This is a genomic window from Thiomonas sp. X19 (assembly GCF_900089495.1).
Classification (GTDB): Bacteria; Pseudomonadota; Gammaproteobacteria; order Burkholderiales; family Burkholderiaceae_C; genus Thiomonas_A.
On the sequence record NZ_LT605203.1, the window covers coordinates 959,399 to 978,008 of the forward strand.

Annotated in this window: 17 protein-coding genes; 6 read left to right on the forward strand and 11 right to left on the reverse strand. The window is 67.7% G+C overall.

The features are described 5' to 3' along the window. The first annotated feature begins 199 nt into the window (after positions 1 to 199). Positions 200 to 1,102, forward strand: a complete 903-nt coding sequence (locus tag THIX_RS04465) for a LysR family transcriptional regulator (protein WP_112485237.1) — start codon at positions 200 to 202, stop codon at positions 1,100 to 1,102. 66 nt (positions 1,103 to 1,168) lie between these two features. Here THIX_RS04465 and pgi read toward each other — a convergent pair whose 3' ends face one another. Genes pgi through zwf form a run of 5 tightly spaced genes read right to left on the reverse strand, consistent with a single transcriptional unit; the run spans position 1,169 to position 6,881 of the window. Continuing rightward, positions 1,169 to 2,833: a glucose-6-phosphate isomerase gene (gene pgi, locus THIX_RS04470; RefSeq protein ID WP_112485239.1), complete on the reverse strand. Its 1,665-nt coding sequence runs from the start codon at positions 2,831 to 2,833 to the stop codon at positions 1,169 to 1,171. A gap of 55 nt (positions 2,834 to 2,888) precedes the next feature. Then, positions 2,889 to 3,731 (reverse strand): SIS domain-containing protein, encoded by an 843-nt coding sequence (locus tag THIX_RS04475; protein WP_112485240.1) that lies wholly within the window; start codon positions 3,729 to 3,731, stop codon positions 2,889 to 2,891. Next, positions 3,724 to 4,725, reverse strand: coding sequence for a glucokinase (locus THIX_RS04480; RefSeq protein ID WP_112485242.1), 1,002 nt, complete (start codon positions 4,723 to 4,725; stop codon positions 3,724 to 3,726). Before THIX_RS04480 ends, THIX_RS04475 begins: the two co-directional genes overlap by 8 nt. Next, the gene (pgl, locus tag THIX_RS04485; protein WP_112485244.1) at positions 4,706 to 5,434 is read right to left on the reverse strand and encodes a 6-phosphogluconolactonase; all 729 of its coding nucleotides are present in this window, start codon (positions 5,432 to 5,434) and stop codon (positions 4,706 to 4,708) included. The genes THIX_RS04480 and pgl overlap by 20 nt, the downstream gene beginning before the upstream one ends. Then, positions 5,421 to 6,881, reverse strand: coding sequence for a glucose-6-phosphate dehydrogenase (gene zwf, locus THIX_RS04490; protein WP_112485246.1), 1,461 nt, complete (start codon positions 6,879 to 6,881; stop codon positions 5,421 to 5,423). The genes pgl and zwf overlap by 14 nt, the downstream gene beginning before the upstream one ends. A 292-nt stretch (positions 6,882 to 7,173) precedes the next feature. Between zwf and edd the strand changes: the two genes are divergently transcribed. The 4 genes from edd to THIX_RS04510 all read left to right on the forward strand — a co-directional run bounded on the left by edd (position 7,174) and on the right by THIX_RS04510 (position 12,357). After that, entirely contained in the window at positions 7,174 to 9,021 is a 1,848-nt protein-coding gene (edd, locus tag THIX_RS04495) for a phosphogluconate dehydratase (protein WP_112488160.1), read from the forward strand. A 16-nt stretch (positions 9,022 to 9,037) separates the two neighbouring features. Then, positions 9,038 to 9,676, forward strand: coding sequence for a bifunctional 4-hydroxy-2-oxoglutarate aldolase/2-dehydro-3-deoxy-phosphogluconate aldolase (gene eda / locus THIX_RS04500; RefSeq protein ID WP_112485248.1), 639 nt, complete (start codon positions 9,038 to 9,040; stop codon positions 9,674 to 9,676). Then, on the forward strand, positions 9,673 to 10,032 hold the full coding sequence (locus tag THIX_RS04505) for a hypothetical protein (protein ID WP_112485250.1): 360 nt from the start codon (positions 9,673 to 9,675) through the stop codon (positions 10,030 to 10,032). The genes eda and THIX_RS04505 overlap by 4 nt, the downstream gene beginning before the upstream one ends. Before the next feature lie 201 nt (positions 10,033 to 10,233). Continuing rightward, positions 10,234 to 12,357 carry a diguanylate cyclase domain-containing protein gene (locus THIX_RS04510; RefSeq protein WP_112485252.1) on the forward strand — a complete coding sequence of 708 codons (2,124 nt, stop codon included), beginning with the start codon at positions 10,234 to 10,236 and terminating at the stop codon, positions 12,355 to 12,357. A 68-nt stretch (positions 12,358 to 12,425) separates the two neighbouring features. Here THIX_RS04510 and THIX_RS04515 read toward each other — a convergent pair whose 3' ends face one another. From THIX_RS04515 to THIX_RS04540, 6 genes are all read right to left on the reverse strand, one after another. After that, positions 12,426 to 12,749, reverse strand: a complete 324-nt coding sequence (locus tag THIX_RS04515) for a hypothetical protein (RefSeq protein WP_112488161.1) — start codon at positions 12,747 to 12,749, stop codon at positions 12,426 to 12,428. 147 nt (positions 12,750 to 12,896) lie between these two features. Then, a complete protein-coding gene (locus tag THIX_RS04520) occupies positions 12,897 to 13,544 on the reverse strand; it encodes a DUF1345 domain-containing protein (protein ID WP_112485253.1) in 648 nt (215 codons plus the stop codon). Positions 13,545 to 13,599: 55 nt separating this feature from the next. Further along, positions 13,600 to 14,007 (reverse strand): copper-binding protein, encoded by a 408-nt coding sequence (locus THIX_RS04525; RefSeq protein WP_112485254.1) that lies wholly within the window; start codon positions 14,005 to 14,007, stop codon positions 13,600 to 13,602. Between the two features lie 110 nt (positions 14,008 to 14,117). Next, complete coding sequence (locus THIX_RS04530) at positions 14,118 to 15,485, reverse strand: multicopper oxidase family protein (protein ID WP_112485255.1); 1,368 nt, start codon at positions 15,483 to 15,485, stop codon at positions 14,118 to 14,120. Between the two features lie 26 nt (positions 15,486 to 15,511). Continuing rightward, positions 15,512 to 17,056: a TolC family protein gene (locus tag THIX_RS04535; RefSeq protein WP_233224396.1), complete on the reverse strand. Its 1,545-nt coding sequence runs from the start codon at positions 17,054 to 17,056 to the stop codon at positions 15,512 to 15,514. A 74-nt stretch (positions 17,057 to 17,130) separates the two neighbouring features. Next, the gene (locus THIX_RS04540; RefSeq protein ID WP_112485256.1) at positions 17,131 to 17,535 is read right to left on the reverse strand and encodes a hypothetical protein; all 405 of its coding nucleotides are present in this window, start codon (positions 17,533 to 17,535) and stop codon (positions 17,131 to 17,133) included. A gap of 137 nt (positions 17,536 to 17,672) precedes the next feature. On the opposite strand from THIX_RS04540, the gene argB reads away from it, so the two are divergent. Then, entirely contained in the window at positions 17,673 to 18,587 is a 915-nt protein-coding gene (argB, locus tag THIX_RS04545) for an acetylglutamate kinase (RefSeq protein ID WP_112485257.1), read from the forward strand. Positions 18,588 to 18,610: the final 23 nt, after the last annotated feature.

Here is an 18,610-nt window from a genome sequence, read left to right on the forward strand (position 1 = left end):
GTTCTGGAAAGTTCAGGGCGCAACCGAAGCCTTCTCGGCGCAGCAAGCCTTTCCCCGGGAAGGACTCTGCTGGGCTCCGTTCGACGCGGTGGATCGAGTCAAGCGCAGACCGCAGTTTCGGCCAGGCAGATTTGTTCGTCAATTGCGATTCAGTGATCGATGGATCGAAAATAAGCATCAATCAACCGCGAGCCCTGCTGTGAGCATCCATTTCGACCTGAACGACCTCGTCGCCTTCTGTGCCGTGGCCGACCTCGGCAGCTTCAGCAAGGCAGCCGAGTCGGTGCATCTCTCGCAGCCGGCGTACAGCAGGCGCATCGACAAACTGGAACAGGCGCTCGGCGTGAAGCTGCTGGAGCGCACCACGCGCCGGGTGACGCTCACCGCGGTCGGACGCGAGTTCGAGCGCAAGGCACGCGCCATTCTTGACGATCTCGACAGCGCCTTGCTCGGTATTCGCGGCCACGCCGGCGTGCGCCGGGAGCGCATCATCGTCGCCTGCGTCCCGTCGTCTGTCTATGACTGCGTGTCGCAGGTGCTGCGCCTGCACCATGCGCTGTATCCGCTGGTCCGCGTGACCGTGTTCGATGCGAAGGCCAACGAGGTGCTCGCCGCGGTGTCGCAGGGCGAGGCTGATTTCGGCCTGAGCTTCCTGGGCGCGCACGAAAGCGACATCGATTTCAAGCCGCTTATCGAGGAGCGTTTCGTGGCGGTATGCAGGCGCGATCATCCGATTGCGAAGCTGCCCCGCGTCACCTGGGCGCAGCTCGCTCCTTATGACTTCATTGCCGTCGCCCGCACCTCGGGCAACAGGCTGCTGCTCGACCAGGCGCTCGCTGGTGTCGAGGTGCGGCCGGAGATCACCTACGAAACGCAGAGCGGCACCACGCTGCTCGGCCTCGTTGAGGCAGGCCTCGGCATTGCCGCCGTGCCAGCGATGGCGATGCCCGGCCCTGACCATCCCCTGCTCGTTGGTATTGCGCTGCTTGAGCCCACCGTGACGCGCAAGATGGGACTGATCAGTCGCCGCGGTCGCCGTCTTTCCCCAGGCGCGCAGCAATTGTTCGAGCTTTTCGACACGGTTGCGCCAGCTCACCCCTGACCGGCTCTCGTCCGAGTCGTGCCCTGCGACCAGGCGCTGGTGGCTGCGGATGGCCCGTGCCCCGGGTCATTCCACCGAGGGTTCACCGTCGAGGTTCTTTTGCCGGTAGAGGGCGATGAGCCGTGCGGTAGAGCTGTCGTGTGGGACGGGGACCGATTCGCCGCTGAGTTCGCCGACGATGGTCTGGGCGAGCTGCTTGCCGAGCTCCACGCCCCACTGGTCGAAGGAGTTCAGGCCCCAGATCGCGCCTTGGACGAAGACTTTGTGTTCATACAGCGCGATCAGCGCGCCCAGGCAGCGCGGATCCAGGCGCTGCAGCAGCAGGGTGTTCGTCGGGCGGTTGCCATCGAACACCTTGAACGGCGCGAGCGCCCGTACGGCGGCGGCGTCAAGCCCTGCTGCGCGCAGTTCGGCGCGGGCTTCGTCAAGCGTCTTGCCGCGCAGGAAGGCTTCGGCTTGCGCGAACATATTGCCGAGCAGGATTTCGTGGTGGCCGGGCAGCGAGCCGCGGCCGTCGAGCGAGGCGATGAGGTCGATGGGCGCGATGTGAGTGCCCTGGTGCAGCAGTTGGAAGAAGGCGTGCTGGCCGTTGATGCCGGTGCCGCCCCAGATGATGGGCGCGGTCTCGTAGTCCACCGGCCTGCCGTCGCGGGTGCTCTGCTTGCCGTTGGACTCCATGTCGAGCTGCTGAATGAAGGCAGGGAAGCGGTGCAGGTACTGGTCGTAGGGCGCGATGACGTGGCTGCCACCGCCGAAGAAGTTGATGTACCAGATGCCCACCAGCCCGAGCAGCACCGGCATATTGGTTTCCAGCGGCGCCGTGCGGAAGTGCGTGTCCATGCCGTGCGCGCCGTCGAGCAGGGCGTGGAAGTTCTCCTCGCCCAGGCAGAGCATGATGGGCAGGCCGATGGCCGACCACAGACTGTAGCGACCGCCCACCCAGTCCCAGAACTCGAACATGTGCGCGGGGTCGATGCCGAAGTCTGCCACCGCCTTGCGATTGGTGGACACGGCGACGAAGTGCCGCGCCACTTTGCCGGCGCCGCCGGTGCTGCTCAGGAACCAGTCGCGCGCGGTATGGGCGTTGGTGAGGGTTTCGCTGGTGGTGAAGGTCTTGGACTCGATGATGAACAGCGTGGTTTCGGGATGCACGCGCTTGAGCGTTTCCTTGAGCAGCGAGCTGTCGACGTTGGAGACGAAGTGCATGGCCAGGCGCGGATGGGCGTAGGGCTTGAGCGCCTCGCACACCATCAGCGGCCCGAGGTCGGAACCGCCGATGCCGATGCTGACGATGTCGGTGATGGGCTGGTTGGTGTAGCCCACCCAGTCGCCCGAGCGCACCGCGCGTGAGAAGCGCGCCATGCGGTCGAGCACCGCGTTCACCTTGGGCATCACGTCCTCGCCATCGACCAGAATGGGCGTGCCCGCGTGGTTGCGCAGCGCGACGTGCAGCACCGCACGGTCTTCGGTGACGTTGATCTTGTCGCCGCGGAACATCGCCTCGATGAGCTCGGGCACGCCGGCTTCGCGGGCGAGCTGCAGCAGCAGCGTGAGCGTCTGGTCGGTGAGGCGGTTCTTGGAATAGTCGAGGATCAGGCCGTCCTGTTCCAGCCAGTAGCGCTGCGCGCGTTCGGGATCGGTGTCGAACAGCTCGCGCATCGACCAGTCGCGAGCGCGGGTGAAATGCTTCCAGAGCGCGCGCCAGGCGGGAAGTTGGGTGAGTGTGGGCATGGGATGGAGTGGAAAGGCTGTGGTGTGCGCGCAGGCGGGCGAGGGCGCGAGGGGGTCAGCTCTCGCTGCGCCGGCGATGGCTCTTCAGGCTGCGTTTGGTTTTTTCCAGCAGGGCGACGAGTTCAGGCCCACGGCGCAGCGCCACGCCCACGGCGAGCACGTCGATGAGGGTGAGGTGCAACAGCCGCGTCAGCATGGGGCTGAAGAACTCGGCGTCTTCCTGCGCGTCGGCGAGCAGGGCCACGCTGGCCAGCCGCGCCAGCGGCGAGCCCGTGGAGGTGATGGCCACCACCTTGCAGCCGCCGCGCAGGGCGATGTCCACGGCGTCGAGCAACTCGTTGGTGCGTCCGGAGTTGGAAATGGCCACCAGCACGTCCTGCGGTCCCAATAGGGTGGCGGCCATGGCCTGGATATGCGGGTCGGCATAGGCCACGGCAGGCGTGCCGTAGCGGAAGAACTTGTGCTGCGCGTCGGCGGCAATGATGCCCGAGTTGCCCAGGCCATAGAACTCCAGCCGGCGCGCCCCGGCCAGCAGGCGGATGGCCTGGTCCAGCGACGCGGGGCTGACCGCGTTGCGGCAGTTCAGCAGCGCCGAAATGGCGTTGTCGAACACCTTGGCGGCGAGCACGGCCGTGGAGTCTTTGGGGCCCACGCTGGCATGCACATAGGGTATGCCGCCAACCAGGCTGCCGGCGAGCTTGAGCTTGAGGTCCTGCAGCCCGGTACAGCCGACCGAGCGGGCGAAGCGAATGACCGTGGGCTGGCTCACGCCCACGTCGCGGGCGATGTCGGCCACTGCGGCCTGGATGAAGTCGTTGGGCCGCTCGAGCAGCGACTGCGCCACGCGGCGCTCGGCTGCGGAGAGCTGCGGCATCTGGTTGCGAATGCGCTCAAGCATGGCGCGACTCCCCCGGCGGTTCGAGATGCTGATCGAGCGCCGCCGCTGCGCCCAGCAGCGCGGGCCACGGACTGCGGATGACCCACACCGGGATGTCCGCCAGATACGCCGAGGTGCGGCCCTTGTTCTCGAAGCGCGCGCGAAATGGGGAACGGGCGAAGTAGTCGCCCAGCCGTGGCACGATTCCGCCGCCGATGTAGATGCCACCGCGCGCGCCCAGGGTCACGGCCAGGTCGGAGGCCACGGTCCCCAGCAGGGCGCAGAACAGGTCCAGCGTCTCGCCGCAGCGCGGGTCGCTGCCGTCCAGGCCGAGGCGGCTGATGTCAGCGGCGCTGCGCGCTGCGGGCGCCTCGCCCGCCAGGCTGCATAGCGCCTGGTGCAGGAATTCCAGCCCCGGTCCGGAGAGCACGCGCTCGGCCGAGACATGCCCGCCGTAGCGCGCCCGCGCCAGCCGCCACACCTCCACCTCGCGCTCGTCGAACGATGCGAGGCTCACGTGCCCGCCCTCACCAGCCAGCGGCACCCAGCGGCCGGCGCCCGTGGGAACCAGGCCCGATACGCCCAGTCCTGTGCCCGCGCCCAGCAGCCCCAGCGGCGCACCGGGCACGGCGGTCGTGCCGCCGACCTGCGTCAATTCGTTGGCCGGCAGAACCGGCAGCGCGCGGGCAAGCACGGCAAAATCGTTCAGCACCAGGAGGGTGTCCAGCCCAAGATCGCGCCGCGTCTGCTCGGTCGAGAACGCCCAGTGGTGGTTGGTCATGCGGATCTGGTCGCCGTAGACCGGGTTGGCGATGCCGATGGCGACGTGGCGCACCGCCGGGTTGCCGACGGCGGCCAGGTAGCTGCGCAGCGCGTCCACCAGCGTGGGGTGATCGGCGCAGGCCATCACGCGGATGTCCTCCAGCCCCTGCGGGGTCTGCAGGGCGAACCGGGCATTGGTGCCGCCGATGTCGGCGATCAGCCGGGGTGCGGGGTCAAGGGCTCCAGTAGACATGGAAATGGGCGTGTGGTGGATGGAGCAGGGCGCTCAAAGGCAGGTCGTCGCGCCGCGCCTGCAGGGCCGCCGCGTAGACCGCGCGCTTGGTCGCGCCCGAGATGGCCAGGCGCAGATGGCCGACGCGCAGCAGCGCGGCGAGGGTGAGGCTGATGCGTCGATGGGGTGCGGCCGGGGGATGGACGGCGAGCCAATCCATGGGGTTGCGAGGGTTCAGTCCCGCCGCGATTTCGGGCGCACCGGAAAACAGCGAGGCGGTGTGGCCGTCATCGCCCATGCCGAGCACGGCAACGTCAATGGGCAGCGCGTCGCGGTTGGCGCGGGCCACGGCTGCCGCGAGCGCACGCTCGGTGTCGGCTTGCGTGGCGACAGCGGCAAAGTCGTCGGCCCCGACCAGTGGCGAGAAGTGCGCCGCCGCGGCGTTGCCTTGCAGCAGGTGCGCGCGGACCAGCGCGGCGTTGCTGTCGGCGTGGTCTGGCGGCACGAAGCGCTCGTCCACCAGGGTGACGGTGATCCGCGCCCAGTCCAGCGGCAGCGCCGCCAGGGCGTGAAACAAGGGCACCGGCGAACGTCCGCCCGACACCGCCAGCACCGCGCTGCCGCGTGCTGCGAGCGCGTCGCGCAGCACGCCGGCCAGGTCTCGGGCCAGCCGCGCGGCGAGGTCCGCGGCGTCGGCGCAGGTCTCGAAGGGTGCGTCAGAGTTCTTCATGCCAGGCCACGCCGTCACGCGAGAGCAGGGCGCTGGAGGCTGCAGGACCCCAGGTCCCCGCGGTGTAGGGCTTGGGTGGCAGGGTGCTGTTGTTCCAGCCGGCGAGTATGGGCTCCACCCAGTGCCAGGCGGCTTCGAGTTCGTCGCGCCGCATGAAAAGGCCGAGGTTGCCGCGGATGACATCGAGCAACAGACGCTCGTAGGCGTCGGCGCGGCGGTGCTGCGACGTGGCGTCGAAGTCCAGGTTCAGATAGGTGGGCTGCAGTCGCATGCCGTCGCCAGCCTCCTTGGCGAGGAAATAGAGCTGGATGCTCTCGTCGGGCTGGAGTTGGATGACCAGTCGGTTCGACGCGCGCTCCATGCTCGGCCCGGGAAACAGCGCCAGCGGCACCTTGCGGAAGCTGATGACCACTTCGGCCAGGCGCTCGGGCATGCGCTTGCCGGTGCGCAAAAAGAAGGGCACCCCTGCCCAGCGCCAGTTGGCGATCTCGGCCTTGATGGCGGTGAAGGTCTCGGTGCGGCTGCCCGGAGCGATGCGGGCCTCATCCAGGTAACCGACGACGGGCTGGCCTCCGATGGCGCCGGCACGGTACTGCCCGCGCACGGAGTTGGTCGCGACATCGGATTCGCTGAAGGGCTTGAGCGCGTTGAGCACCTTGAGCTTCTCGTCGCGGATGGCATTGGCCTCGAGCGTGGCCGGCGGCTCCATGGCCACCATGCACAGCAGTTGCAGCAGGTGGCTTTGCACCATGTCGCGCAGCGCGCCGGTTTTGTCGTAGAACTCGCCGCGGCCTTCCACGCCGAGGTCCTCGGCAATGGTGATCTGCACGTTGTCCACCCATTCGCGGCGCCACAGCGGCTCGAACAGGGTGTTGCCGAAGCGGATCGCCATGAGGTTCTGCACCGACTCCTTGCCCAGGTAGTGGTCGATGCGGTAGAGCTGGTCTTCTGCGAAGTGCCGCCCCACCTCGGCGTTGATGGCGTTGGACGAGGCCAGGTCGCGGCCCAGCGGTTTTTCCAGCACGACGCGCACGCCGGGGTGGTTGAGCCCCACGCGCGCGAGCTGGGCGCAGATGCCGGTGAACAGCGCCGGCGCGGTGGCGAGGTAGCACACGGTGATGCGGCCACCGTTGCCGGCGAGCGCCTGCGCCAAGGCGTCGAAATCGGCCGGCTGCTCGGCGTCGAGCTTGCAATAGAGGATGCGCTCGGCGAATGTGCCCCAGACGGCGGCATCGAAGTCGGCCTGCACATGCGGCCGCGCCTGCGCCTCCATCTGCGCCAGGTAAGCGGCGCGGTCGGCGTCCTTGCGGCCCAGGGCCAGGATGCGCCCCAGTGGATGCAGCAGGCCCGCCTTGTGCGCCTGATAGAGCGCTGGCAGCAGCTTGCGCATGACCAGGTCCCCAGTGCCGCCGAACAGCACGATGTCGAAGGGGGGGGAAGTGGTCATGATGGCGTCTCCTGGTTGGCTTTCTGTCTTGTCGAGTGCATATGGTATGTAGCTAAATTACCTTCGGTCAATGTCCCCGCGCTTGGACGACGGCCTGGCCTCGGATGGTCTCGCCTGCGCGCATGGGATGGGTATGCCATAGGCAAGCGGCATCGACCCGCCCCGGGGATGCTCCGCCCCGCCGCGCTGCGGATCCATGCGAGTGATCTTCCGCTTGCGCTCGGGCCAGGTGAGGGATAGTATCGCCTGAACGTAACAATATTACATTTGAAGCTCTTCATTCGAAATGCCCATGTCGCCCTTGAATCCCGTTCTCACGCGCGTCACCGACCGCATCGTTTCCCGCAGTGCCGGGCCTCGCGCCGCCTATCTGCAGCGCATACGCGCAGCCGGCCAGCACAGGGTGGAGCGCAGCCAGCTGTCCTGCACCAACCTCGCCCACGCCATGGCGGCCATGCCGGGGCGCGAGAAAATCGTGCTGCGCGAGCTCAAGCCCGAGTCGCCCCCCAACCTGGCCATCGTCTCCGCCTACAACGACATGCTTTCGGCGCACCAGCCGCTGGCGGAGTTTCCGGCCTGGATCAAGCAGGCAGCGGTCGAAGTGGGCGCCAGCGCGCAGTTCGCCGGCGGCGTGCCGGCGATGTGCGATGGCGTGACCCAGGGACAGACGGGCATGGAGCTGTCGCTGTTTTCGCGCGACGTCATCGCCATGGCCACCGCGGTCGCCTTGAGCCACCAGATGTTCGACGCCGGGTTGTATCTGGGCGTGTGCGACAAAATCGTCCCGGGGCTGCTCATCGGCGCGCTGGCCTTCGGCCATCTGCCGGGCATCTTCGTGCCGGGCGGCCCCATGACCACGGGCATGTCCAACAGCGAAAAAGCGCATATCCGCGAACTTTACGCCGAAGGCAAGATCGGCCGCGACGCGCTGCTGGAAGCCGAGACGCAGTCCTACCACGGGCCCGGCACCTGCACCTTCTACGGCACCGCCAACTCCAATCAGATGCTCATGGAGATCATGGGCCTGCATCTGCCGGGCGCGGCCTTTGTCCACCCGGGCACGCCCCTGCGCGAGGCGCTCACCCGCGCGGCGGCGCAACGGGCGGTGCGTATTTCGGCCGTGGGCGCCGAGCCCATGCCGATCGGAGAACTGGTGGATGAGCGCGCGGTGGTCAACGCCATCGTCGGCCTGCTCGCCACCGGCGGCTCCACCAACCACACCATTCATCTGGTGGCCATTGCCCGCGCGGCCGGCATTGCCATCGACTGGACCGACTTCGACGACCTGTCCGCCGTCGTGCCGCTGCTGGCGCACGTCTATCCCAATGGCAAGGCCGATGTGAACCACTTCCAGGCTGCGGGCGGCGTGGCCTTCGTCATCCGCGAATTGCTGGACGCCGGCTTGCTGCACGAAGACGTGCGCACCGTGGCCGGCCCCGGCCTGCGTCGCTACACCGAGGAGCCTTTCCTCATCGACGGCCAGGTGCAATGGCGCGCGGTCGAGACCGCGTCGCGCGATGTCAGCGTGGTGCGCCCGGCGTCCGATCCGTTCAGCACCGACGGCGGCCTCAAGCTGCTGCAGGGCAATCTCGGTCGGGCGGTGATCAAGGTGTCGGCCGTCAAGCCGGAACACCGCGTGGTCACGGCGCCGGCTCGCGTGTTCGACGGCCAGGACGCGCTGCTCGGCGCCTTCAAGCGCGGCGAGCTGACGGGCGATCTGGTCGCCGTCATCCGTTTCCAGGGGCCGCACGCCAACGGCATGCCCGAGCTGCACAAGCTCACGCCCACGCTGGCGGTCTTGCAGGATCGCGGCTTCCAGGTCGCGCTGGTGACCGACGGCCGCATGTCCGGCGCCTCGGGCAAGGTGCCTGCAGCCATCCACATCACGCCCGAGGCCGCCAGCGGCGGCCCGCTGGCCAAGGTGCGCGACGGCGACATGATGACCGTGGACGCCGTGCATGGCGTCCTGCGTGCCGAGGTGCCCGAGGCCGAGTGGGCGGCGCGCCCGCCCGCCGTGGCGAGCCTGCGCGGCAACCAGTTCGGCGTGGGCCGCGAATTGTTCTCCGTGTTCCGCGACGCGGTGGACGGCGCCGAGCAGGGTGCGGCGAGCTTTCGCCACCCCGACTGGCATGCGGCCTGAGCCCGGGAGACCCAAGATGGACGCACTCGGAATCCTGCACCTCAGCCCGGTGATGCCGGTCATCGTGGTCCACGACGCCGGCCTCGCCGCCGATCTGGCCGCGGCACTCGTGGCGGGCGGCATCCGCTCCCTCGAAGTCACGCTGCGCACACCGGCGGCGCTGGCCGCCATTCGCCGCATGCGCGACGCCGTCCCCGACGCCTGGGTGGGCGCGGGCACGGTGCTCGACCGCACGCAGTGGGAGCAAGCGCGCGACGCCGGGGCGCAGTTCGGCGTCAGCCCCGGGCTGACCCGGGATCTCGCCGCGGCGGTGCGGGCTGCGTCCGTTCCCTTCCTCCCCGGCGTGGCGACCGTCAGCGAAGCCATGCGCGCGCGCGAGGCGGGTTTCTCCGCGCTCAAGTTCTTTCCCGCCGAGGCGGCCGGCGGCCGGGCGCTGCTCAAATCGCTCCACGGGCCGCTGCCCGAGTTGCGTTTCTGCCCCACCGGCGGCATCCACGCGGGCAACGCCCCCGACTATCTCGCCCTGCCCAATGTGGCGTGCGTCGGTGGTTCCTGGCTGGTGCCCGAAGAGGCGCTGGCTGCGCGCGACTGGGCGCGCATCACCGCGATGGCCCGCGCCGCCTCTGCGCTGGGCGGCAGGCACGCGGCGGCATGAGCACGCAGCCCTGCGACCCGGACCGAGGCACCCCTCTCCCGGAGGGCGCGCAAGAGGCGCCCGGAGCGGCCCAGGCGCACGCCGAGGTCGACACGACCATCCGCGCCGTCGTCTTCGACATGGACGGCGTGCTGCTCAACTCCGAAGGTGCGTGGCTGCAGGCCCGGCGCGACTACGCCCGCAGCCTGGGCCGAGTCTGGAGCGAAGGCCGCCTGCTGGTGCCACGCGCACCAAGCGTGTCCGCGCCAGACGCCACGCTGTCCGACGCCAACGTCCGCGAGCAACTGCGACTGTTCATGCTGGGCTTCGCCGCGTTCGCCCAGGCGCATCGCGGCATGACGCGCGCACCTGCTTGACCTCCCTCTCGACCCATCGACGGCCCATCGGGGCCGTCACAAAGGGCCGTCACGAGGCCAGTGAGCGCGAACGGGCGCGGATTCCGCGCCCGTTGTCATCAGGAAACGTTGCGCCGGCACAGCGTTTCCAGGATCGCCGGGTTTTCGAATGGGGTCTATGTATGCTTGAGCCAATGCGCTTCGCGCCAAGCCCACTCATTCATGCCAGAAGCCCACTCATTCATGCCAGCACCCGCTGCCGCTCTTGCGCCGCGCCAACTGACTCCCTCGGGGGTGTGGCGCTTGCGCCTGTGGATGGTTGCGTTCACCCTGCTGGTTTTGCTCTACACGGCGTGGGCAACCCTCCAGATCGAGCGCCGCACACAAGCCGAAGTGAACGGGCAATTGCAGGCCAATGCCCTGCTGCTGGCCGAGTTGATGAAGAAGGATTTTTCCCGGGCGCAGCAATATGGCGACTTGCTGGCCAAAGGGCTGGGCGCGCAGCCTGAGTTGCTCCAACCCAGCCCTTCCGCGCTCGACTTGTGGCTGGATGCCTATGACGATCTGAGCCCGCCGCGCGTGTTGTTCACACGGATACTGGGCGCGCAGGGCCAAGTGCTGGCGAGCGACGAACCTGGAGGGGTACGGCACCGCGAGCCTGGCGCGGCCCGCGCCATGGTCGGCCTGCGGAATGGCCAACTGGAGGTGGGCGCGATGCAGCATCTTGAAGGCAGCACGCTCTGGCATGTGCCCTTGCGTTTGCCGGTGCGCGATGCGCAGGGAAGGCTCATCGGCACCATCGAGTTGATCATGGATTTTTCGCCCCAGGCCAGCATGGTGGAAAAACTGAGTCAGGAGCAAGACAAGCAGTGGCCCGGCTTCGCCGCAGGATGGATCCGCAATGACGGCGTCATGCTGCTGCGCTGCCCGCTGGTGGCCGAAGCGCGGCAACCCGGCGATTACAGCAAGCCGCGTCAAGGCGTCCTGGCGCGAACTTTGCGGCAAGAGCCGGCGGCGCAACAAGGCTTCGTTCGTGGTTTGGTCTCGGCCGACAAAATGCTGCGCAATCTGGCCTGGCACCGGGTTGGAGCCTTCGGCATCACGGCCTTCGTCACCATTCCCCAGCGCGATTTATGGATCGCCTTGTGGCGCAATACCCGCCTGCAGTGGTTTGCGGCCCTGGCGATGCTGGTGCTCGCCTGGAGTGTCTTCTTCCAGGCCGCCAGCATGATGCGGGCGTTGCGCGTGCGCTCCGTCTGGGACCGTACCTACAGCGCCGTCGTGCGTGCCGGCCTCAAGTCGGAAAGCCTGCAGGATCTGCCGCGCCTGCTTTGTGCAAGCCTGCTCGAACATGGGCTGTGCAGTTCGGCGTGGCTGTTGCGTGTGGACGAGGTGGGCGACATGGCCGTGCTCGCCCATGCGGGGCCGCCGCGCCTGGCGGCACTGCCACTGCCATGTCTGCCCCTGGCCTTGCATTCCCGGCAGCAAGAGGTGCTAGCCCTTGGCGCCACGCCCGAGGAGGGCTTGGCGCTGCCGGTGAGCATGCAGCAAACACCCTGGGCCGTACTGGTTTTGCAGGGCGTTCCCAGGCTCGGCCGTGGCAGCGAGCGCCAACGCGCGACCCAGCGCGGCGCCTGGCGCTTGCGACAGCAGATCGAGTTGGTGCTCGACAATCTGCGCCTGCGCGAAACCCTGGCAAACGAGCGCGACAGCCAGCGACACCGGGCCTTGCACGACATGCTCACAGGCCTGCCCAACCGCGCCGCCCTAACCGAATTTCTGTCCGGCTGGGCCCGGCCCGGGACATCTGGGCGCTACGCCTTGGCGCTGGTCGATCTCGACGATTTCAAGCAGGTCAACGACCGCTTCGGCCATCAGGCTGGCGATGTGTTCTTGCGCGAGGTGGCGCAGCGCATGCGCCATGCGCTGCGTCCGGAAGACTATCTGGTGCGCCTGGGTGGCGACGAATTCGTGATCGCCTTCGCCCCGGTGCGCGAATCCGCCGACATCGACCCCGCTTTGCGCCGCCTGATCGACCAGGTGCAGCGGCCATTGCAACTTGCCGGATCCGGCGTCGTCACTCCCGGGCTCAGCCTGGGCATCGTCTGGCTGGGTGCAACACCGCAGAGCATGGAAGCGCTGCTGATGCTGGCCGACCGGGCGCTCTATCGCAGCAAGCGCAACAAGGCCACACGCAAGTTCGCCTGGACCATGTTCGGCGCCGACATCCCGAGCCATGCCTGCGATGACGCCCTGGACCTGCCCCTCGCGCTGCAGGCGACCGAAGCGCCAGCGGCGATGGATGATGCCGACGCCGTGCCCACGCGCCCACTGGGCCAAACCTGAGGCTGGGGCATGCTGGCTACGGGCAAAAAAACGGCGGACCAAGTCCGCCGTTTGGAGCCGGAAGAAACTCAGTTCTTCACCGCGTCCTTGGCTTTCTGCGCGGCATCCTTGGCGGCCCCCATGGCGCTGTTGGCGGCGTCTTTCGCTGCACCCATGGCGCTTGAAGCCGCGCTTTGGGCGGCGCTGGCGGCATTTGCCGCGCCGGACTTGGCGGCGCTGGCCGCGTGGTTCATGGCGGCGCCGGCGTTGCTCGCTGCATTGGCCGCGGCATTGGTGGCAGCCGAGGCGGCGCCTTTGGCCGCGCTGGCTGCGGAACTGGCGGCCTGCTCAGCCTTTTGGCACGCGCTCAGCGACATGACGACGGCCGCGATGGCCAGCATTTTGTATTGCATGGATTCCTCCTGATGGAGCTCGGGACTTGGGTTCAGGCTCAAAACCGAGCCGGAACTGAAGATTAAAAGATAGGGGGCTGAAAATTCAATCATCATCAAGCATTCTTGACGATTTTTTCGCGAATTTGCCGATCTTCCTCCGTTTCCCTACAGCACCCCTGCGACCACGTTGACCATCAGGGCGACGATGAACACATTGAAAAAAAACGCCACCACACCATGCAGCAGCGCCACGCGGCGCAGCGAGCGGTCGAGAATGTTGACGTCCGAGGTCTGGAACGCCATGCTCAGATTCATCGCGAAATAGAGGTAGTCCCAATAATCCGGCTCGGCGTCTCCAGGGAATTGCAGGCAGGGTTTGCCTTGCAGGCGGCCGCGGTGGTCGCCATGGGCGTAGTCCTGGGTGAACACCGCGCTGAAAAACATCCACGCCAGCACGATGCTGACGCCGGCCAGCAGCAAATCCAGCGGCGAGTTGTGCTTGCTGGCCAGCAACTCGGTCTTGAGCGAGAGCAGCACGACGGCCGAGATCAGCAGGCTGAACACCAGCACAGTCCAGCGGCCCTCGGTCTGCAACTCGGCGCGCCGTCGCATGGCCTCGGGGGTGGTGCGCGACATCATCAGCGCAATCGCCCCCAGGTAGGCGGCGCAGGCAAGGTCGAACGCCAGCAACAGGGCGTGCCCTGTCGTCAGCGTGGTGTCGAGTGCGACGAACAGCGACAACCCCAGCACGAGCGCCGCACCGAGGCGCGGGCGGCTGAGCAAGACCATCGGCAGGCGTGTGAAGCGTGGCATGGCTGCAGTGTAGGTGGGCACCGGCTGGCAGCCTACGGAGCAGGGCGGGCCTGGCTCAACGAGCGCGTTCGAGACGCGTGACGGTGTAGACACCGTCGATTCGCTCGGCGGTGAAGCGCACCGCGTCGCCGTCCTTCAGCCCGTCGAGCATGGCCTTGTCCTTGACTTGATAGGTCATGGTCATGGCGCCCATGCCGAGATTGGGAATGGGGCCGTGGCGCAGGGTGATCTTGCCCGCAGCGACATCGATCTTGCGCACCACGCCATCGGTTTCGTGCTGCCCGGCGGTCGCCGTTGGCGAGGCGGCTTGCATGCCGGGCATGCTCTGCATCATCTGCATGTGCTGCGCCATGCCTTCAGGGGTGGAGTGGTCGTGGTCGGCATGGCTGCCAGTGGCCAGTGCGGAAGTGGCCAGTGCTGCGGCAAAGGCGAGGACGGCGAGGGTTTGAACGGTGGTCTTCATGGTGATCTCCGGTTGAGGTTTGAGCGAGGTGGAGGCTTCCCCACCCCAACCCTCCCCACCTGTGGGGAGGGGGCGAAACACCTCCCCCACAGGTGGGGAGGGTTGGGGGGTCAGTGTTGATGCTGCATGGGCTTGCGCACCTGTAATGTGTCGGGAGTGGATCGGGGTTCGCTCGGGTCGGTGGCGGCTGAAGGAATATCGGTACTGACCGCATGCGCCTGCGTCCCCGGAGGCATCCGGTACCAGCCGGGGTCTTTGTAGCTGCCGGGCGCAAGGTTGTCGCGCACCTTGAGCACGCTGAACATGCCGCCCATCTCGACCGAGCCGTAAGGGCCGCGCCCCGTCATCATCGGCAGGGTGTTGTCCGGCAGGGGCATCTCCATCTCGGTCATTTCGGCCATGCCGTTCGAGCCCATCGGCATGTAGTCGGGAAGCAGCTTTTGCAGCTTGGGGGCGAGGTCGTCCTGCTGGACGCCGATCATGGTGGGCACGCTGTGGCCCATGGCGTTCATGGTGTGGTGCGACTTGTGGCAGTGGAAGGCCCAGTCGCCGGGGTTGTCGGCGATGAATTCGATGGCGCGCATCTGGCCCACGGCGATGTCCACCGTCACCTCAGGCCAGCGCGCGCCCTTGGGCACCCAGCCGCCGTCGGTGCCGGCCACCTCGAAGGCATGGCCGTGCAGATGGATGGGGTGATTGGTCATGGTGAGGTTGCCCATGCGGATGCGCACGCGGTCGCCGGTGCGCGCCACCAGCGGCGCGATGCCGGGGAAGGCGCGGCTGTTCCAGGTCCACAGATTGAAGTCCAGCATGGTGCTGATGCGCGGCACGCTGCTGCCGGGGTCGATGTCGTAGGCGTTGATGAGGAACACGTAGTCGCGGTCCACCGGCATGAAGCGCGGATTTTTCGGGTGGACGACGAGGAAACCCATCGCCCCCATCGCCATCTGCACCATCTCGTCGGCGTGCGGGTGGTACATGAAGGTGCCGGGGTGCTTGAGCACGAACTCGTAGACGAAGGTCTGGCCGGGCTTGATCTGCGGCTGGTTGAGTCCGCCGACGCCGTCCATGCCGTTGGGCAGCAGGATGCCGTGCCAGTGCACCGAGGTGTGTTCGGGCAGTCTGTTGGTGACGAAGATGCGCACGCGGTCACCCTCGACGGCCTCGATCGTCGGGCCGGGGCTGGAGCCGTTGTAGCCCCACAGCTTGGCCGTCATGCCGGGGGCGATTTCGCGCACCACCGGTTCGGTCACGAGGTGGAATTCCTTCACGCCGTTGTTCATGCGGAAGGGCAGGCTCCAGCCGTTGAGCGTGACGACCGGGTTGTAGGGGCGTCCGGCTTGCGGATGCCGGGGCGCTGCCGTGTCGGCGCTGGTCTGGCTGTAGGGCTCGGGCGCGGTCGCCAGGGCATTGCGGCTGGCAGCGCTCGCGGCGACGAGCGCTGCGGCGGCGCCGAGGAAGTTGCGTCGGGTATTCATGGTGGTTTCCTTGTGGGGTGCGCGGCTCAGTGGCCTGCGGCGGAAGGCGAGGCGGCGCTGGCGGACGGGTTGTCGAGCGCAGCGGACAGCCCCACGTCGACGCCGAGTTGCGCCGCCTGCCAGCCGGCATCGGCCAGCCAGTAATCGCGCTGCGCGGCTATGCCCCCGCGCACCGCCTGTGCCTGCGCTGCGGCGGCGGCGACGAGTTGGAACACGCCGATCAACATGCCGTTGTAGCGAAGCTGGTTTTCGTCGAGCACGGACTGCGCCAGCGGCACGATCTGCTGGCGGCTGATGTCCTGCTGCTGCCAGGCATGGCGCAGCGCGGCATCGGTCTCGCGCAATTGCGAGGCGGCGTTTTGCGCCGTGGCGATGGCACGGTTGCGCGCCGCCAGCGCACGGTCGGCGGCAGCGCTGCGGCGGGCATCACCCAGGTCGAACAGCGGCAGCGGCAGGATGAGGTCGAAACCGTTTTGCGGCGCGGCGTCGCTGTAGGTCTTGTGCACCCCGCCCAGTTCCACATGGTCGATCAGGCTGGTGTTGCGCACCAGGCCCGCCGCCAATGCAGTGGCCGTGTAGTCGGCGCGAGCGAGCTGCACGTCCAGCCGGGTGTCGAGGGCGGTTTGCAGCGGCCTTGCGCTGGCGGCTGGAAGTTGCCGCGGCACCGCGGGCAGTTGCGCGGGCAAGGCAAGGCGTGCGGCTTGCTCGGGCGACAAGCCCAGCGCCCGCACCAGGGCCTCGCGGCTTTGGGTCGTGGCTAGCTCGGCGCGGTTGCTCTGCTGGCGGCTATCGGCAGCGAACAGCGCCTGCTGTGCGGCATCGAGCTTCGTGGAATTGCCCGCTTGCTGCATGCGTGCGGCCAGGGTGGCGGTGGCCTGCGCGGCGTCTTCCACATCGCGGTTGTAGGCGGCGCTTTGCTGCGCGGCAACCGCGCGCACCCAGGCCATGCGCGCTTGCGCTGCGGTGCGCAGCACCTCGCTGGCAAGCGTGAGACGCAGTTGCTCCTGCCGCGCCGAGTCGATGCGCGAACGGCTCGGGAAGGTGAGCAGGTCGAGCAGGCCGATGCTCAGGCTGCGGGTGATTTCCACCCCGCCACCGCCAATCAGCAGGCGCTCGAAGCCGAACACCGGGTTGCTCAGCCTTGCGGACTGGGTGGATGCGGCAGAGTCCGCCTGCGTCTGCGCGATCAGCGCCTGCAACGCCGGGCTGCCGAGCAGGGCGACGCGCACGGCGTCGTCGGCGGATAGCGGTTTGCCCAGCAGCGCGTCGATCCGGCGCTGGGCCTCGGCGTGCGCGTCGGCCGTGGTTTGCAACTCCACGGTCTGGCCGGTGTGCGGTTGGGCGATGGCGTTGGCCGCGCGCAGATTGTTCTGCGTTTGCAGCGGTGCGCACGCGGCGAGCAGCAAGGCGCCGAAGGGCAGCGTGGTTCGCGCCGTACGCGACAGCACGGCGAACAAGGGAACGTGAAAGACGGGGTATTGCATGAAAACCTCGCATTGCAGCGTGGCCGGCTTGGGCGCACGCGGCTGGGCCTGGATATGGTGCTGCGCTTGGCGGCACCGGGCTTGCATGTACTGTGCTGTGGGCTGGGGCAACCCCGGTGCACAAGGCTTCGGGTACGCCAAGCCGCGCGCCAGCGCGAGGTTTACAGGCGAGGGGGACGCAGCAGCGCGCGGGCTTCGGCGCTGTGCCAGCCGCTGGAAGCTGCCATGGGGCAGAGCTGTTGCACCTGGCCAGGGTGGGGCGTGAAGGGGGCTGGCAGGCTGGCCGCGGCCATGCCGCAGACCACGCAGAGTTGGTGCGCGTGGTCGCTGCAACCGCGGTCGGCGTCGCTTGCGGGCGGCTGGCTGCCCATGTCTTGCGAGGCTGCCATCGCGGCGTGATCGTGCATGCCCATGTCCATGGCCATGTCGGCCATGCCCTGCGCTGGCGCCGACACCAGGGTCGGCGCCAGCGGCTCGCCGTCCGCGAGCATCACGGCTTGCGCCCAGCCGCGCAGTGGCAGCAGGGCGAGCATGATGATGAGCAGAACGCGAGACCAAGTCTTCATGCAACAAAGTTTAACAATCATCCATCCAACCCTGAACCTGCGCGGGTCTTCCTAAAATGCGCTCGCCCGCTTTCAGTGTTGAATGCGTCCACTGACCCCACGCCCCGACCGCACGCTCCAACCGCAGACCACCCGCCATGTCCGACCAACACCCGCATGCCACGCCCGAGTTGACGCATATCTCCCCGCGCGACAAGGCCGAGATCCTGGCCCAGGCGCTACCCTACATTCGCAAATTCCATGGCAAGACCATCGTCATCAAATACGGTGGCAACGCCATGACCGACGCCGGGCTGCAGCAGGATTTCGCCGAGGACGTGGTGCTGCTCAAGCTGGTGGGCATGAACCCGGTGGTGGTGCACGGCGGCGGCCCGCAGATCGACGAGGCGCTGGCCAAGATCGGCAAGAAGGGCACCTTCATTCAAGGCATGCGCGTGACCGACGAGGAGACCATGGAAGTGGTCGAGTGGGTCTTGGCCGGACAGGTGCAGCAGGACATCGTCGGCCTGATCAACGTCGCCGGCGGCAAGGCCGTGGGCCTGACCGGCCGCGACGGCGGCCTGATCCAGGCGCGCAAGCTGCGCATGCGCGACCGCGACAACCCCGAACTCGAACACGATGTCGGCCAGGTCGGCGAGATCGAGTCCATCGACCCGGCGGTGGTCAAGGCGCTGCAGGACGATCAGTTCATTCCGGTGATCTCGCCGCTGGGCTTCGGCCAGAACAACGAGAACTACAACATCAACGCCGACGTGGTGGCCGGCAAGCTGGCCGAGGTGCTCAAGGCCGAGAAGCTGGTGCTGCTGACCAACACCCCCGGCGTGCTCAACAAGCAGGGCGAACTGCTGACCGACCTGACGGCGCGCGAGATCGACGAGATGTTCGCCGACGGCACCATCTCCGGCGGCATGCTGCCCAAGATCGCTTCGGCGCTCGACGCCGCACGCTCGGGCGTGAACTCGGTGCACATCATTGACGGCCGCATCCCCCACGCCATGCTGCTCGAAATCCTCACCGAGCAGGCTTTCGGCACCATGATCCGCTCGCATTGATGGTGATGGCCTCCAGGTCACCG

Coding starts and splice junctions, on each gene's coding strand:
- pgi (WP_112485239.1), bottom strand. CDS start 2,833: ATGCCCACACTCACCCAACTTCCCGCCTGGCGCGCGCTCTGGAAGCAT.
- THIX_RS04475 (WP_112485240.1), bottom strand. CDS start 3,731: ATGCTTGAGCGCATTCGCAACCAGATGCCGCAGCTCTCCGCAGCCGAG.
- THIX_RS04480 (WP_112485242.1), bottom strand. CDS start 4,725: ATGTCTACTGGAGCCCTTGACCCCGCACCCCGGCTGATCGCCGACATC.
- pgl (WP_112485244.1), bottom strand. CDS start 5,434: ATGAAGAACTCTGACGCACCCTTCGAGACCTGCGCCGACGCCGCGGAC.
- zwf (WP_112485246.1), bottom strand. CDS start 6,881: ATGACCACTTCCCCCCCCTTCGACATCGTGCTGTTCGGCGGCACTGGG.
- edd (WP_112488160.1), top strand. CDS start 7,174: ATGTCGCCCTTGAATCCCGTTCTCACGCGCGTCACCGACCGCATCGTT.
- eda (WP_112485248.1), top strand. CDS start 9,038: ATGGACGCACTCGGAATCCTGCACCTCAGCCCGGTGATGCCGGTCATC.
- THIX_RS04505 (WP_112485250.1), top strand. CDS start 9,673: ATGAGCACGCAGCCCTGCGACCCGGACCGAGGCACCCCTCTCCCGGAG.
- THIX_RS04510 (WP_112485252.1), top strand. CDS start 10,234: ATGCCAGAAGCCCACTCATTCATGCCAGCACCCGCTGCCGCTCTTGCG.
- THIX_RS04515 (WP_112488161.1), bottom strand. CDS start 12,749: ATGCAATACAAAATGCTGGCCATCGCGGCCGTCGTCATGTCGCTGAGC.
- THIX_RS04520 (WP_112485253.1), bottom strand. CDS start 13,544: ATGCCACGCTTCACACGCCTGCCGATGGTCTTGCTCAGCCGCCCGCGC.
- THIX_RS04525 (WP_112485254.1), bottom strand. CDS start 14,007: ATGAAGACCACCGTTCAAACCCTCGCCGTCCTCGCCTTTGCCGCAGCA.
- THIX_RS04530 (WP_112485255.1), bottom strand. CDS start 15,485: ATGAATACCCGACGCAACTTCCTCGGCGCCGCCGCAGCGCTCGTCGCC.
- THIX_RS04535 (WP_233224396.1), bottom strand. CDS start 17,056: ATGCAAGCCCGGTGCCGCCAAGCGCAGCACCATATCCAGGCCCAGCCG.
- THIX_RS04540 (WP_112485256.1), bottom strand. CDS start 17,535: ATGAAGACTTGGTCTCGCGTTCTGCTCATCATCATGCTCGCCCTGCTG.
- argB (WP_112485257.1), top strand. CDS start 17,673: ATGTCCGACCAACACCCGCATGCCACGCCCGAGTTGACGCATATCTCC.